This is a genomic window from Nocardia sp. NPDC047648, from assembly GCF_040642815.1.
Lineage (GTDB): Bacteria > Actinomycetota > Actinomycetes > Mycobacteriales > Mycobacteriaceae > Nocardia > Nocardia gamkensis.
Window position 1 is genome coordinate 76,267 of record NZ_JBEYSX010000005.1, and the last position, 17,075, is coordinate 93,341.

Genomic DNA, 17,075 nt, shown 5'->3' on the forward strand with positions numbered 1-17,075 from the left:
CTGCGCCGCCCCCAACCAACTCACCGCCGCAGCATCCCCGAAACCAGCCCCCAACCGAGCGAACTGCTCATCCGACAAACTGTGCGCCGACGCCGCGGAATCCCGAGCCGCTGTCTGCGCACCACCCCGACCTGCGTCGGCTTCTGTCTTCGCCATGTACTCGATCAACTCCTTGAGATCCGCGCAATACACCGAGGGGTTGTCGAAACCGGCGCCCGGCCGGTATCGATCCGGGTAGAAGCCACCGCCACAGACCTGCACCAGCGTGCAGGACCGGCATGTTTCGCCGATGCCGTCGACGCCTTGCTGGCGCACGGTGATTCCCGGAATCGCGGCCGCCTCGTCGAGGCTGTTGCGCCAGACATCCAGGCCGGTGGCCGCCGCGCCGGGATACGCCGTCTTCAACGAATCGACCTGTTCCAATGTGCCGTCGGTCTCGATGACCAGGAGGTCGACCGGATCCAGCCCGAACGACTCCGCGCCACTGGGCCGTCCGTACATCGCTGCCAGCAGCGAATCGAAGGTGCGTAACGGCACCGGCCGTCCATCGGCGTTCCACGCCTCGAACATCGCGATCAGCCAGTCGGAATACTCACCGCCGCCGCGAGTCGGGTCGTCGGGGTCGCGCGGCGCGCGCAGACCGGGCGGCTGGTGTTCCCAATTGGAATGCGGAAGTAGAAGATCCAGCGCGGGAGGCTCTTGTTCGAGCAAGCCTCGATACACGGCCGCCGGGTCGTTTGCGATGTCCACGGTACACAGCAGGCCGGTGTACAGCTGCCGGTACTGTGGCTTTCGCAGCAACTCCAGACCAGCGAGCACCTTGTCGTAGCTACTGCGCCCGTTGCGGTAGAGACGATGACGGTCGTTCGCGGCGCGGTCGCCGTCCAGCGAGACACCGACGCGGACATTGTATTCCACGAAGAGATCGAGAAACTCTTCATCCAGCCGTACCCCGTTGGTGTGGATGTAGAGGTCCGGCTCGGCGACCGGGGCGATCGCCGCCGTCAGCGTAGCCAGTGTCTCCCTGGTACGGGCCGGACCGAGCAACAAGGGCTCGCCACCGTGCAGAACGAGCGAGACACGCCGCAGCGCATGGCCCGCGGCATGCTCGGCGATGCGGAACCCGACCTGGGCGGCAGTCTCCGGAGCGAACTCCATGGGGCGGCCGCGCCAGGACTGGTCGGCGTGCTCGTACATATAACAGTGGTCGCACGCCAGATCGCACCGACTGTGCACTTTTATCACGTACTGCCGGAAAGGAAGCGGTTCATAATTCGGGTGCATGGTTCAGTCGGCCTTCGCTCGCTCCGTCGGACTATCAGACCCTGGAGCTGAAGGAGAGGGTCGTAACCGATGAGTTGCTGAGGTTCTTCATCAGGTCGGACAGGCTCTGGCCCGACAGCTGACCGAGCGGAGTCGCCCGAAGGTCCGATACCGCGGACGCGATACTCCCCGTCGTTGCGTTCATGATCGTTCTCCAATCCGGCCGCGTCACTCTCGACAACCAGGCCGAATCGAACTGGCCGCGGCGGCCTTCTACGAGGTTATCGAGCTGAACGGCGCGAACTTCGCCAGCGATGGGAATCGTTGCGGTGCACCGTTTCCGCGTGCTAGCCATTGGATGGCCCGTGCAGTCGCAGCGAGCACCCACGTCGGCTCGGTCAGGTCGAAGTTCGTAGGCAGGAATGGATACCACTGTGCCACTGAGGAAGTCACGGGCCGCCCGGCGAGGCATCGAGAGAGCGCGAGCATGAACAACGGCACTGCGTCCGGTACGCGGCTACCGACAACTCAAGCGCAACAGGAGATCTGGCTGACGCACCAGCTGCATCCGTCCTCGCTGATCCATCGGTTCGGTGGCTACTTCCTCATCGACGGACCGATCGATCCCACGCTCATGGACCGCGCATGCCGGCAGGTGATGTGTGAAGCCGAGTCGCTCCGCACCCGATTCGCCCAGCCCGATCACACGCTGTATCAGTACGTCGCGGATCGGCCGGCGAGAACTCTGCAGGTGTTCGACTTCAGCACCGATCCGGATCCGATCGGCCGCGCCGAAGACTGGATGCGATCGGAGCTTTCCGATCCACGGCGGCCGGAAGTTGGTGGCCTCGTCACATTTGCGCTGTTCAAGCTCGCGGCCGATCGCAATGCCTGGTATCAGGGGTATCACCACATCGTCATGGACGGTGTGGGCTATACCCTCATCGCTCAGCGCGTCGCGGACCTCTATTCCGCATATTCGGCCGGCCGGTTGCCGTCCCCGTCACGATTCGAGTCGCTTGCCGCGCTGGTCGATGCCGAGAACATGTATCGGAACTCGGATCGATACCGTGCGGACCGCGACTATTGGCGAGGCCGCCTCGCCGGCTGCCCGGAGCCTGCCACACTGGCGGATCGCAATACGCGTAGCCCGGTCTCCTCCGTAATCCGCCACACCGGCTACCTCGATACCGATACCGTCGCCGCACTGCAACGTTCAGCCGCAGAACTCGGTATTCGACTGTCGACTGTATTCATCGCCGCCGCGGCACTCTACGTGCACAAGCTGACGGGCCGCTGTGAGATGCTCCTTCAACTTCCCGTATCGGCGCGGGCATCCGGCGTATTGCGTCGAATGCCGGCCACGGTCGCGAATATGGTTCCGCTGCGCATCGAAGTTCATCCCGATGGGCCGATATCGGAACTATTACTCGCCGTCGGCAGAGAAGTATCCGCTGTTGTTCGGCATCATCGGTATCGCGGCGAGAGCATTACCCGCGAGCTGCGGGCCGCGACCGGGGTAGAAAACTCTGCCGGACTCCAGCTCAATTTCATGTCATCTTTGGAGAATTTCGAATTCGGTGGCCATCGCGCTGCGGCACACAGTGTTTCGGCGGGACTGGTTCAGGACGCGGCATTCGACATCTACGACCTGCCGAGAACTCCGAGCCGCACACGTATCGACCTTGTCGTCAACGCGGACCGCTACGAGGCCGATACCGCGGCCGGACATCATCGACGGTTTCTGGGGCTGCTGAATGCCCTCGCCGCAACGGATCCGGGCGAGGCAGTACGACGGTTTTCGGTGCTCACCCCCGACGAGCGTGATCGGATTCTGCGTGTCCAGAGCGGGGCGGCAGCCGCTACGGACGCCGGGAACATCGGCCCGACCATGCTGGAGTTGTTTGCGACCCATGTCCGGAAGGTTCCGGGCGCAACGGCATTGATATGCGGCGATCAACACCTCGACTACGCCGAACTCGACACTTGTAGCTCCCGGCTCGCCCGCCGCCTGATCGGCTCCACGACCACGGCCCTCGGTGCCGACTCGATCGTTGCCATCGCTTTGCCCCGAACCCCCGATCTTGTCATCGCGATGCTCGCCGTGCTCAAAATCGGCGCCGCCTACCTCCCCCTCGACCCCACCCATCCACCAGCTCGGCTGATCCGCATCATCGCCGATGCCCGACCGGAGCTCATTGTCACCGACAGCACCATCACGCTGCCCCCCACCGCGATACCCCAAGTCCGCCTCGACTCCACCGCAGCAGACGCAGACGCAACAGAGCCCGACGCCGGGGTCCGCGTCCACCCCGACAACCTCGCGTATCTCATCTACACCTCCGGGACCACCGGCGCCGCGAAGGGCGTCGCCATCACTCACCGGAACCTCGCGACCCACATTGCCGCCGCCGCGGCACTTCGACCGCCGGGCCCGGGTCGAGTCGTCGCGGCCACCTCCGCCGGATTCGACGTTTCGGTGTTCGAGATCCTGACCACGATCGCCACCGGTGGCACCGTGGACCTGATCGGCAACATCCTCGAACTCACCCGGCGCCCCGGGACCGCCGGGGAACTGGTCAGCACCGTCCCCTCCGCGTTTGCCGCAATTATCGATGCTCCAGCGACTCTCACGCCGCATACCGTCGTGTTCATCGGTGAGCCGCTGACCGGCGCGCTCGTCCGTCGGACCCTTTCCAGGCTCCCCGACGCTCACATCGTCAACGGATACGGACCCACCGAGACAACCGTCTACGTCACCACCGCCGCACTCACCCCGGCCGACCCCGTGCCCGATCGGATACCCATCGGCACACCGGTCGCCGGCACCCACGCCTTCCTCCTCGATCCCTGGCTGCAACCCGTTCCTCCGGCCGCGCCCGGTGAACTCTATGTGGCCGGTGGTCAGCTCGCCCGCGGCTATCACGGACAGCCGGGATCGACCGCGGCCCGATTCGTGGCCAACCCCTTCGCCCCGGGCGAACGCATGTACCGCACCGGCGATCTTGCCCGCTGGCGCCCGGATGGCATGCTCGAATACCTCGGCCGCGTCGACGACCAGATCAAAGTCCGCGGCTTCCGCATCGAGCCCGGCGAAATCGAAGCCACCCTCACCCGCCATCCCGGCATCACCCAGGCCGTCGTCCTCGCCCACACCCACAGCGACGACACCAGCGACACCCGACTCGTCGGCTACCTGGTAACCGACCCGGCGGCCACCGTGGACATCCAGGAAGTCCGCGAATTCCTCGCGGCACAACTGCCGGACGTCATGGTGCCGACGGCGCTGATACCACTCGGCAACCTCCCGCTCACCGCCAACGGCAAACTCGACCGCGGCGCCCTACCGGCACCGCAGATCCGATCCACGGTCCCATACCGCAAACCCGGTACCGCCCAGGAAGAGACACTGGCCGATCTGTTCAGCGATGTCCTCGGCCTGCCCGAGGTGAGCATCGACGACGACTTCTTCCAACTCGGCGGCCACTCCCTCTCCGCAACCCGCCTCTCCTCCCGTATCCGCGCCGCGCTCGGCGTCGAGATTCCCCTCCGCACCATCTTCGACAACCCCACCATCGCCCAACTCGCCACCCACCTCGACAACACCACCACCCCGCGCACCCCCCTCACACCACAGCGGCGGCCAGCGGTGGTGCCGTTGTCTTCCGCTCAACGACGTCTGTGGTTCCTGCACCGCTCGGAAGGCCCATCGGCCACCTACAACATGCCGATGGCCGTGCGGATGAACGGGCCACTCGACCTCGCCGCGCTCACCACCGCCGTCGCCGATGTCGTCGCCCGGCACGAGACTCTGCGCACGGTATACGCCGACGCCGACGGAACACCCCACCAGCGCATCCTGGATCCCGACGATCTGCACATTCCCATCGAAGTCCATCGCAGTACCTCCGAGGCCGACACCACGGCCGCACTGGCCGAACTGGCGAGCCATCGCTTCGAGCTGTGGTCCGATATTCCGTTGCGGGCCTCGATCTTTCGGCACGACGATCACGACCACACCGTCGCCCTGGTACTGCACCACATCGCGGGCGACGGCTGGTCGATGGTTCCGCTGATACAAGATCTGACCAGCGCGTACCGGGCCCGCCGCGACGGCCGCGAACCCGTGTGGACGCCGCTGCCGGTCCACTATGCCGACTACGCCCTTTGGCATAACCGACTACTCGGCTCCATCGACGACCCCGACAGCCTACTTTCACGACAACTTCGATACTGGACTGCCGAACTGACAGGGCTCCCGGATCTGCTCCCTCTCCCCACCGACCGACCACGCCCACGCGCGGCCGATCACCGGGGCACCACCGCGACGTTCCATATCGGACCCGACATTCGTCTCGCCGTCGAACAACTCGCCCGGGAGGGCAACGCGACTCCGGCCATGGTGTTGCAGGCCGCGCTGGCCCTCCTGCTGAACAAGTACGGCGCGGGCCGCGACATCCCCATCGGTTCATCTATCGCCGGCCGCACCGACGAAGCGCTCAGCGACCTGGTCGGATTCTTCGTCAACACCTGGGTTCTGCGCACCATCATCGCCCCTGACGCGCCGTTCACCGAGCTACTGGCACAGGTCAAGCAGAAGGCGCTCGCGGCATACGCCAACCAGGACGCGCCCTTCGACCAGATCGTCGAACAGCTGAACCCCACCCGCACAGCCGCACACCATCCCCTCTTCCAGGTCCTGTTCACCTTCCTCAACGAACCGCCACCCACCCTCACACTGCCGGATCTTCGCGCCACTCCACGGCCCATGACCAGCGGTACCTCCCGTGTCGACATCTCGTTCACGATCGTCAATGCCTCGAACCCCACCGACGGCTACCCGATCACCATCGAATACGCCACCGCCCTGTTCGACGACGCCACGATCAAGACCCTGATCGCGCGATACGAGCAGCTCCTCCACGCTGCGGCGAGCAATCCGACCGTCGCCGTCGGCCGCCTCGGCCTGCTCACCGCCGATGAGCTCCGCCGACTCCACCACACCCCCGAGACCCACACCGACCCCACCACCCTGGTCGACCTACTCCACGCCCGAATCCGAAACACTCCCGGCAACATCGCCATCCACACCGGCACCAGCACCCTCACCTACAGCGAACTCGACACCCGGGCCACCAACCTCGCCTACCACCTCACGACCCACAACGCACAGCCAGAAACCATCATCGCCATCGCTATGCCCCGCACCTCCGACCTCATCATCGCCATGCTCGCCGTCCTGAAAACCGGCGCCGCATACCTACCCCTCGACCCCACTCACCCACCGGCCCGGCTCGCCGACATCATCACCGACGCCCGACCCACGCTGATCCTCACGGACACCACCACCCCACTACCTCCGACCAGCACACCTCGCCTCCACCTCCACGCCCGGCATCTCCGCACGCCCACCCCACCCACAACCCACAATCCACCCCTCCCGCACAACCCCGCCTACCTCATCTACACCTCCGGCACCACCGGAAGACCCAAAGCCGTCACCATCACCCACGCCAACACCACCAACCTCATCGCCGAACTTTCGTCCGCAGTGGGCATTACAGCCGATACCCGGATCGTGGCAAGTACATCCGCGGCGTTCGACGTCTCGTTTTTCGAGATATTCGCCGCCCTGTGCTCCGGCGCATCCATAGAACTCGTCGAAAACATTCTCGAGCTGCGGAAGAACCACTCGCGCGGAAGCATCGTCAGCACGGTGCCTACGGCGTTCACCGCGGTGGTCGACGAATTGGACAGCGAAAGCATCACCGAAACAATTATTTTCGCCGGAGAGCCCCTCCCGCGCGGAATCGTCGAACAGAGCCGGGCCGCCCTACCCGGCGTTCGCATCTTCAACGGCTACGGCCCGACGGAGACAACGGTTCTCGCGACAATATTCCGACTCACCGCCGATGACGCGCCCGATCGCCCGATACCGATCGGGCATCCGCTGGCCAATACCTGGGTTTTGGTGCTGGATTCGTGGCTACAGCCGGTACCGACCGGAGTCGCCGGCGAACTCTATGTGGCCGGCGCCCAGCTCGCTCGCGGCTATCACAATCGGCCCGGACCGACCGCGCTACGGTTCGTCGCCGATCCATTCAGTCGAGGCGAACGCATGTACCGCACCGGAGACCTCGCCCGCCGGCGCCCCGACGGCGCACTCGAATACCTCGGCCGCACCGATGACCAGATCAAGATCCGCGGCTTCCGCATCGAACCCGGCGACATCGAGAACACACTCACCCGCCATCCCGATATCACTCACGCCGTAGTACTCGCCCACACCCACGGTGACAACACCAGCGACACACAGTTGACCGCCTACATCGTCACCGACACCGCAGCCGATCCCGACCTCGACGAGATACGCCGATTCGCGGCATCGCTACTACCCCGTTACATGGTCCCGACGACAATCGTCACACTCGAGAATCTCCCGCTCACCCCCAACGGCAAACTCGACCGCAACGCCCTGCCCGAACCCACTCGCACCCCCACCACCGCGTACCGCGCCCCCCGCACCGCCCGCGAACGCCTACTCACCGGCCTCTTCGCCGAAATACTGGACATCCCCGCAGTGGGCATCGACGACGATTTCTTCCATCTCGGCGGCCACTCGCTGCGCGCCACGCGCCTTGCCTCCCTGATCCGCACCACCCTCGGCACCGAAATCCCCCTCCGCACCATCTTCGACAACCCCACCGTCGCCCAACTCACCACCCACCTCGACAACACCATCACCCCACGCCCGTCCCTCACCCCACAGGAGCGGCCGGCGCGGCCCCCACTGTCGGCCAACCAGGAACGCCTTCGGCTCATCCACCGCATCGAAGGCCCCTCGGCGAACTACAACATGCCACTCGCCGTGCGCTTGACCGGCCCCCTCGACACAACCGCGCTCACCGACGCGATACACGACCTCGTGGTGCGCCACGAGATTCTGCGCACCACTATCCGACAGACCCCCACCGGGCAGCCCTACCAGCACATCCACGACCCCGCCGACTGCCCGATCACCATCACCTCCGGTTCGCCGGTGGACGCGACCGACGCAGCACGAATCGTCGACGAACTCGCCCGGCACCCATTCGATCTCGCAACCGATATACCCTTTCGCGCGGCGATACTGCGCACTGGTACGGACGAACACGTGGTTCTGCTGGTTCTTCACCACATCGCCGCCGACGGATGGTCCCTGCATCCGCTCGGCCGTGACCTGGCGCACGCGTACACCGCACGTCGGAGCCACACCGAACCCCGATGGACCCCGCTGCCGGTCCAATACGCCGACTACGCCCAATGGCACAACCAGCTTCTGGGCGACCCCAGCGATCCCGAGAGTGAGTTCTCCCGCCAATCCCGTTATTGGAAGCGAGAACTCGCCGGGCTCCCCACTGATCGCCTACTACCGACCGACCTGCCGCGTCGAGCGAGGCCCAGCCATCCCAGCAGCACGGCAGAGTTCACAATCGACAGCCGAACCCGCGCTGGAATACAGCGAATCGCACGTCTTCACGGGGCCACCGCACCGATGGTGCTCCAGGCCGCCCTGGTGGTGCTGCTCGGCCAACTCGGCGGAGGTGACGACATCTCGATGGCCTCTCCGATCGCGGGCCGCGTCGACGACGCCCTCACCGACCTCATCGGATTCTTCCACACTTCGTGGATTCTCCGCGTCTCCGTCCAGGGGCCGGCTTCATTCGCTGAACTACTCGCCGCAGTGAGAGAAAAGGCCCTGGCGGCATACGCCCATCAGGATCTTCCGCTGCAACATCTCGTCGAACTACTCGATCCGGACGGATCCGGCGCATTCGATCGACTGCTGACCTCCGTGCTACCAGTAACACTGGTATTCCAGAGTCACGTCTTCCCGGCCGTCCGCTTCCCTGGTTTACAGGTCACCGGCTATCCCGTATCGCTCGGGATTTCGCGGTCGGACCTCATTTTCTTCATCACCGACAGCCCCGAACCGGCCGACGGGTATCCCGTGACCCTCGAATACGCGACGGACCTCTTCCATCGTTCGACGATCGATACGGTCATCGCCCGGTACCTGCGGATACTTTGTACGGTTACCCGCGATCCCGCCGTCACCATCGATGATCTCGATATATCGGGCACCCTCGATTCGATCGTGGGCACAACGCCGTCAGTGCCCGGCCCAGCGGACGGGCGGTAGCGTGCGCCGCATGGCATCAGGCGAGAGTGTCCATCAGATCTGTGACCGGTTCGTCACCGAGTATGCGGCTGCCGATCCGGTGGCGGCCGCGATGTTCGGGCTCACCGGAGATCAGGACTGTCTCACTGATTATTCGCCCGCCGGCCATGATCTGCGCGCGGACATCTACCGCGCGGCGTTGCGCGATGTGCTGGCCGCCGAGCCTGCCGACGACGGTGAGCGGGTCGCGAAAGCCGTGTTCTGCGACCGTGTCGGACTCGAGATCGAGATACTCGAGGCCGGCCTGCGGGCGGCGGCGCTGAACGTGATCTCCAGCCCGGTACAGGACATTCGGATGGTGTTCGATCTGATGGACACCAGCACCGCCGAGGACTGGTCGCTCGTCGCCACAAGACTGGCGAAGATTCCCGGCACGCTGCAGGGCCTGAATGCCTCGTTGCTGAGCGCCGCCCAGCGCGGACAGGTATCCGCACAACGGCAGATCACCAAGACCGCCGAGCAGGCGGAAATCTGGGCGGGACTGCGCGGTGGGGCAGGGTTCTTTTCCACATTCGTCGCCGCCGCCGATCGTGTGCACGGCGCGCCGGCGCAGCGATTACGGCAAGCCGCACGCGCGGCCGAACACGCGTATGCCGACCTGGCCGGCTTCCTGCGCAACGAGCTGGGACCGCTGGCACCGGCCGCTGACGCCGTTGGCGAGCAGGTGTATCGGCTCTGGTCCCGATACCATCTCGGCAGCACGGTCGATCTGCGGGAAGCCTACGAGTGGGGCTGGGACGAATTCGCACGACTCGAGGCCGACATGGCATCGGTCGCCGCCCGGATCGCCCCGGGCGCGACGCTCGCCGAAACCGCCACGGCCCTCGACGCGGACGCCCGCTACCGGGTACACGGGCGCAGCGAGTTCGAAGCCTGGATGCAACACCTGTCGGACCGGGCATTGACATCGTTGCGCGGCACACACTTCGATATCCCCGATGCGTTGATGCGGTTGGAATGCACGATCGCGCCGCCCGGTGGGACTCTGGGCGCCTACTACACCGGGCCCAGCGCGGACTTCCGGCGACCCGGCCGGATGTGGTGGTCGGTAGCCCCGGACAAGACCGAATTCGCCACCTGGCGCGAGGTCTCCACCGTGTACCACGAGGGAGTACCCGGACATCATCTGCAGGTCGCGACAGCGGTCGCCCAAGGCGCATCGCTCAACACCTACCAGCGCATGTTGTCGTTCACCGCCGGGCACGGTGAAGGCTGGGCACTCTACGCCGAGCGCCTCATGCGCGACCTCGGATACCTCAGCGACGACGGCGATCTGTTCGGCATGCTCGCACAACAACTGTTCCGCGCCGCACGGGTGATCGTCGATATCGGGATGCACCTGCAGCTGAAGATCCCCGCTGGTGCCGGCTTCCACCCCGGCAAACGGTGGACACCGGACCTCGGCGCGGAATTCCTATTGACCCGCACCGTCCTCGACCCAGCCGAGGCCCGCGACGAGATCGACCGCTACCTCGGATGGCCGGGCCAAGCACCCGCCTACAAGCTCGGCGAACGACTCTGGCTCACCGCCCGCGACGAAGCCCGTCAGCGCGCCGGGCAAGCGTTCGACCTGAAAGACTTTCACACCCGCGCGCTCGAACTCGGCGGCATGGGCCTGGACACACTCCGCGCCCAACTCGCTCATCAGGACTGACCATATACAACACCCACGACTCACAGTGGGGGTGAAATTGTGACCGAGACTACTGCCGGTCCTCCCGCCCTTCGCCGCGGTCGACCAGCCCGTGGGCAATCGGGCGGTCTCGCGTGCGCCCGGCTTGCCTTTGAGCAATGTCGAGCAACCTCCCGCGCGCACGGCGGTACACAGCATCCGCCCGGGTGGTTCCAACGGCCGCGTGGTCGACAAGGCCGTGCTGACGGCGTTTGACTGGCGGCCTGGGGATCTGCTGTCGTGGCGGATCGCGGGCGGACTGATCGTGATCACCCGCCCTGGTTACGGCCGCTGCGGTGTCACCCAGGGGTGGGCACCTGTCGCTGCCGGCGCCGGTCCGGCGCGGGGCGGGCATCCGCATCCACAGCCGGGTCTTGCCGGCCGCAGACCCCAGCGAGCGCTGTTGGTGGTGTACCCGCCGCGGGTACTCGATCAGCTCCTCGCGCGCCGCTTCGCCGCATGAGCGCCCGCGCCGCGGCCGACATCGCCAGGGTCCACATGATGATGGACCGTTGTACGACAGAACTGCTGCATGTCGTCGGATCCTCGCGCCATACTGACGGTCATGGGGTATGAAGCCGTGCGGGGGCATTCGCGCAGGGGGCGGGTAGGCGGGAGCTACGTGAGGGGGTCGGTCCGTTTCACCGATCGACGCGCACCCCAACGACCGGGGCGCTACCGGTCCCCGGACTACCACGGCTACCGCAGTGCATCGCCCACGCCGATCCTATGGGGCATCGCAGCGCTCGTGGTCGGTCCGATCCTCGTGCTGGTCGTGCTGGTCCTCACCCACATAGGATCGCCCGACAGGCCGGCCGACACCGCAGTGGTGCCGTCAACCCTCGCACCGGCACAGCCGCGGTCGTGCTTCCCGTTCAACTGCTGAACCGCGAGACCGCGCTCTGGGTTTCATGTCGAAAACCGGAACCCTACGAGGTCACAGCAGCATGAGGAGGAAGAAGGCCACTACGGCGGGCGGTGCCAGCCACAACCATCGCAGATCCAGCGGGCGCGGCCTCTCGAGTACGCCCGCCTGCTCCAGCTCGCGCAGGTACCGCATCGTTCGCATCTCGCCGGGGGTGATCGGCCGTGGCTCCGGACGCCGGTACCGGCAGTATGGGCCGTCGTGCCATCCGACCGCGCAGTGCGAAGTGCGAGCAGAGATACCTCTAGCGGTACAGGGTCATAGCCGCGCCTCCCCTTGCGACCGGGTACCCGGCCGTGGGGAGCGTACCGGTCCGCACGCTGGCCCCGGACCGATTCGTTTCCGCCGCTCACACTTCGCCCCTTCTGTCTTCAGCCCGCACGCGCCCCGGCATCTGCGGGTGTGTGGACAGGCTCCACCGCAACCCAGCGGATCACCGGTCGGCAGGGGGCCTGTCGTTGATGGACGGCATGTGCTGCTCGGCCCATTCCCGTAGAGCTGCGAGCGGAACTTCCAGGGACATACCGAGCTCGGTGAGGCGATAGTGGACCTGGGGCGGGACCGTAGGGTCGACGCGGCGGGCGACCAGACCGTCGCGCACTAGTTGGCCGAGGGTGACCGACAACATCTTCTGGGAGATACCCGGGAGGCGGCGGCGCAGATCGGCGAAGCGCACCTCGGGCGGATCCGCCGCCGCAAGGATTTTCACCACCATCGACACCCATTTGGAGCCGATCCGGTCCAGCAGTTGCCGGGTCGGACAAGCCGGATCGAACAGATCTCCGCGCCGGGTAGTCACCTGGACCTCACCACCTGAATCGAAAGTGCCGTCTTGGCCGATCCGACAAGGTTACCTACCGTGATGTGGTCACTGATGGTTACCGGTCTCGAGGTGGAGATGAGCGCAGACATAGCGCTGCACAGGGTCGCGGCGAACGGGATCGACATGAACGTCGCCGTCGCCGGAACGGGTCCCGCGGTCTTGCTGCTGCACGGGTTTCCGCATACCTGGCAGGTGTGGCGGGGGGTGCTGGACAGACTCGCGGGCACGCATCGGGTGATCGCACCCGATCTGCGCGGTCTAGGTGCGACCTCCCGGCCGGAAGGCGGTTACGACGCCGGGAATCTGGCCATGGATGCGATCGCCGTGCTGGATGCCCTCGGCGAAACCCGGGCGGATATCGTCGGTTTCGATCTCGGCGCCGCGCCGGCGTTCCTGGCCGCGACGCATCACCCGGATCGGGTCCGGCGCCTAGTGCTCATGGAGGCGATTCTGGGCCGGTTACCCGGGGCTGAGGATTTCCTGCGCGACGGACCGCCGTGGTGGTTCGGCTTCCACGCCGTCCCGGACCTGGCCGAGGCGGTGCTCACCGGGCACGAGGCCTCCTATATCGACTGGTTTCTGACCGCGGGCACGCGCGGCCGCGGTGTGCCCGCGCACCTGCGCGCCGCGTTCGTCACCGCCTACACCGGCTCTGCCGCCTTGCGCGCCGCCTTCGCGCACTACCGCGCCCTATCCGAGAGCACCCGCCAGATCGAGAACGCCACCACCACAACCCGATTGCGGATGCCGACGCTGGCCGTCGGGGCACATCCGGTCGGCGACGCCCTCGCCCGGCAGCTGCGGTCCTGCACCGACGATCTGACCGAGGCAGTAATCTCCGACTGCGGCCACATCGTTCCGGTAGACGGGCTACCGGCACTGCTCCCGCTGCTCACCGACTTCTTGGCACGCCAGTGACCCCCGTGCCAGTCACGTTCCGGGACTGGAGGGCCCGGGTCAGCTGGTGTGAGCCTTCACATCGCGTGCGACCGAGCACTCGGTTTCGGCCTCGAATTGGCAAGCGGCCTCCAGGACACGCACCTCGACTCGATTGGCGGATCCCGAGGTCCGAGGACCGAACTGAAGAAATTCCGCGGCCGGTCACTGGCTGGCGCAGGACCAGCACAATCGCGTCGCTCACCAAATCGGCGAAGCCGTCGAAGAGGCCTAGATCCAGCGCTTGTGCCCGTGACTGTCCGGTCGGGCCTGGCGTACGGCACTACCGTGGCCCGCGGCTTCGGCGATGAGTGTGTTCGGCCCTCGACCCCGGATTCTCCTTGAAGGCAGAGAGCGCAGGAAGAGGGCGCCAATCGGCGTCGAAGAGGGCGTGGGCACGGAAGTAGTCGACGGACCGCTCGACGCTGTTGTCGATGAAACATGCTCCCCACCAGAACAGTCCGCATCCCGTCGACAGGTTTCCGATGGATCGCAGAGCGGATCTGAGGTATTCGTGCTGCCCGCGCTCGTCGAAGGAGAACTCCCGCTCGATGTCGGTGTAGGTACGGTCGTTCCCCGCGATCGGTCTGAAGGGATACGCTGTCTCGCCGATCAACACGCTCTTGTGCGGTCGCGATGCGCAGAGGGATTCGATCTGGCGTAGCCGCGAAATCGTAGCGTCGTCATGTGCCAGTGGATAGAACGACAGCGACACGGCGTCGTAGTCGACGTCGAAATGGTCCGCGTATCGCAACCACCACTCGGCGCCCTCGACGTCGGCGCCGCGGTCGAGATGAACAGAGATGAGGGTGGAATCGGCCGTTTCCCGCACGCCCATCGTCGCCGCGCGCAGGAGTTCGGACAGGATCACCCATTGATCGGCTGAATTCCAGTCGCTCTCGACGCCGTCTTCCGGGTGCAGCCGCGCGCCGCTGCGTTGATCCTGTCCCGGCTCCGCCCACAACATCCCGTTGGTTATCTCGTTGCCGACTTGCACCATGGCCGGCTGGATGCCATGTCGGCGGAACTCGGTGAGGGTGTGCGCGGTGTAGCGGCGAACTTCCTCGATCAGCGTCCGGATCGGCATCGATGCCCACGCCCTCGGCTTGAACTGTTTACCCGGATCCGCCCAGGTGTCGGAATAGTGCAGAGTGAGACATATCGCGAGTCCGGCGGATCGAGCGGCCTGAGCCAAGCCGATGGCGTGCTCGAGGTTCATCGGCGAGTTGTCGTCGACCCAAACGCTCAGGCGAACGCTGTTCACTCCGTGGTCGGCGAGTGTCGTCGCGACCTCGTACGCGCGCCCACGCGGGCAATGCGACAGGTCGACTCCGTGAAAGAAGTCGGTGACGTGCCGGGATGGCTGTCGTGCGGCGAAATCGCGAGTATGCCGGGCGAACTCGGCTCGAATGTTCGTGTAGCCGCCCGATCCGTATCCTCCGTCGGCGAAGTCGAGCCCGAGAAGCAGCCGACAGTAGAATCTGGCTCTGGGATGGCGGCTGTTCCCGATACTGGATTCCGCTCCGGTATGGCGTACGACATCGGGAACGAGGCGGTAGGCGTTGAGCCGCACATGCGCCGCGGCCGGATTGATGGGCAGTTTCCAGAAGTAAGGGAACGCATCGTGTCGCTGTAGGGACTCGACGTGGGCGTACATCTGGAAGTCGAGCGGATCCTTGAGTGGAGTCATGATCTGCAGGAGTTTGGCCGCGCCCGCGAGTCCGACGAGATACCCCTCGGTACCCGCCCCGCCGATCAGGTCGGCGTAGGAGAACCTGCCGCTGGTCGAGCGGATCCGGCCTGGTGCGGCCCTGCTGCTCAGGAAGACGAGATCACAGTCGGGAGGGAGTCCCCACTCATCGACGTCGTGGGGTAGCGGAGAGATCAACTCGGCGTCGTCCTCGAGCACGATCGTCCACGGAATCCTGTTGTCGACGATATGGCGCCAGAGCCTGATATGACTGATCCCGCAGGCGGCCTCCAGCGCCGCCCAGCGGCCGAAGCCCTCGACAGCTTCGCCCCGCTCCGGATGATCGAGATCCAGCGTCCGCCCGTCGGTGGCAGGCCACCGCTCGAAGAGCATCCCGTGACGTGCCAGATTCTCGGAGATCACGGTCAGTCGCTCGGTATCACGATCGAGATTGACGACAAATGTTCGCATGCATTCCCCCGGCAAACTTCCGCGCGCTTCCGGCGCAACGTGCTTCGTAGTCCGCTTCTCTGGCGAACCATCCTTCGATGCGGCCGACGCCGTGTCGATCCAAAGGGGCGGTCCGCCAGATACTTCCGAGACCAACGATAAGTTCGGCGCTCTAAGGCGGGTATACGAAGAACTTCGTATACCGCTCTCGGCTCGAGCTGATCTCCGGGAACCGGTGCTGCACAATGCTGGAATGGAGGCTGTGCCAGGGGGAGACGCCAAACGCATCCACGATCTCGCGTTGCAGATCATCACCGAAAAGGAGCCGGTCTGTGTCTGGCCGCTGCTGATGGAACGCTTGACCGCCGATCTACCGTGTGACTTGGCGGTTCTCATCGACCTGAACTGGCGGGCAGGAATCGGCCATGCGCTCACCGGATCGCCGGACTGGCTACACGAGGCACCGCTTGACGCACTGATCCACGCGCATATGCGGTCTCACCCTCTGCTTCGACATTATGCGCTGACGCGAGACAAAACCCCGCTGACGATGGATGAGGTAGCCGACGATCGCTGGTGGAAGGGTGAGGCCTACCGGGCAGGAAAGGATGCCATCGGCATCGACCGCCAGCTGGCGTTGCCGTTGAGTTCCGAACCCGGCCGGATCCGCGGCGTCATCATGAGCCGCAGCGGGGGCGGGTTCAGCGACCGCGATCTCGAATACGCCGTGCTCGCCCGGTCGCTGCTCGACACGGTCGAAGCGCACGAGGCGGCAGCCTTCGCACACCACACCATGCGCGCGGATCCCGCGGAGTACAAGATCACTCCCCGGGAGTCGGCGGTGCTCGCGCTCCTGTGCGACGGCCTTACCGCACATGCCATCGGCACCCGACTCGGGATCAAGGCGGCGACGGTCACGAAACATACCGAGAACCTCTATCGCAAGCTCGGTGTGCACGACCGCATCGCGGCGCTGCGAAAGGCCCAGGCCCTCGGTCTCGTTCCCCCTGCGTCCGGAGACCAGCGATAGCGATAGGCCACACGTCGAAGGCCATCGCGGCCTCACGAGTCAATGCCTCTCGCGGCGCTCGGGCC

The 17,075-nt window shown here is 65.5% G+C and carries 9 protein-coding genes; 5 read left to right on the top strand and 4 right to left on the bottom strand.

Annotated features, from left to right (window positions below):
* Positions 1-1,284 (bottom strand): FxsB family cyclophane-forming radical SAM/SPASM peptide maturase (locus tag ABZ803_RS13335; protein ID WP_357036536.1); only part of this gene is annotated, 1,284 nt, incomplete at its 3' end.
* A 466-nt stretch (positions 1,285-1,750) separates the two neighbouring features.
* On the opposite strand from ABZ803_RS13335, the gene ABZ803_RS13340 reads away from it, so the two are divergent.
* The 3 genes from ABZ803_RS13340 (at position 1,751) to ABZ803_RS13350 (ending at position 11,619) form a co-directional block, all read left to right on the top strand.
* Entirely contained in the window at positions 1,751-9,445 is a 7,695-nt protein-coding gene (locus ABZ803_RS13340; protein ID WP_357036539.1) for an amino acid adenylation domain-containing protein, read from the top strand.
* 10 nt (positions 9,446-9,455) lie between these two features.
* A complete protein-coding gene (locus tag ABZ803_RS13345; RefSeq protein WP_357036542.1) occupies positions 9,456-11,138 on the top strand; it encodes a DUF885 domain-containing protein in 1,683 nt (560 codons plus the stop codon).
* Positions 11,139-11,268: 130 nt separating this feature from the next.
* Positions 11,269-11,619 carry a hypothetical protein gene (locus ABZ803_RS13350; RefSeq protein ID WP_357036545.1) on the top strand — a complete coding sequence of 117 codons (351 nt, stop codon included), beginning with the start codon at positions 11,269-11,271 and terminating at the stop codon, positions 11,617-11,619.
* Positions 11,620-12,093: 474 nt separating this feature from the next.
* On the opposite strand, the gene ABZ803_RS13355 is transcribed toward ABZ803_RS13350, so the two are convergent.
* Both ABZ803_RS13355 and ABZ803_RS13360 read right to left on the bottom strand, forming a co-directional pair.
* Positions 12,094-12,225, bottom strand: coding sequence for a hypothetical protein (locus ABZ803_RS13355; protein WP_357036547.1), 132 nt, complete (start codon positions 12,223-12,225; stop codon positions 12,094-12,096).
* A gap of 289 nt (positions 12,226-12,514) precedes the next feature.
* A complete protein-coding gene (locus tag ABZ803_RS13360) occupies positions 12,515-12,880 on the bottom strand; it encodes a helix-turn-helix domain-containing protein (RefSeq protein WP_357036550.1) in 366 nt (121 codons plus the stop codon).
* 99 nt (positions 12,881-12,979) lie between these two features.
* Between ABZ803_RS13360 and ABZ803_RS13365 the strand changes: the two genes are divergently transcribed.
* Positions 12,980-13,822, top strand: coding sequence for an alpha/beta hydrolase (locus tag ABZ803_RS13365; protein WP_357036553.1), 843 nt, complete (start codon positions 12,980-12,982; stop codon positions 13,820-13,822).
* Positions 13,823-14,123: 301 nt separating this feature from the next.
* Here the strand turns inward: ABZ803_RS13365 and ABZ803_RS13370 are convergent, their stop codons facing one another.
* On the bottom strand, positions 14,124-16,226 hold the full coding sequence (locus tag ABZ803_RS13370) for a glycosyl hydrolase 53 family protein (RefSeq protein ID WP_357036556.1): 2,103 nt from the start codon (positions 16,224-16,226) through the stop codon (positions 14,124-14,126).
* Between the two features lie 7 nt (positions 16,227-16,233).
* Here ABZ803_RS13370 and ABZ803_RS13375 point away from each other — a divergent pair, with 7 nt between their 5' ends.
* Positions 16,234-17,010: a helix-turn-helix transcriptional regulator gene (locus tag ABZ803_RS13375; protein WP_357036559.1), complete on the top strand. Its 777-nt coding sequence runs from the start codon at positions 16,234-16,236 to the stop codon at positions 17,008-17,010.
* Positions 17,011-17,075: the final 65 nt, after the last annotated feature.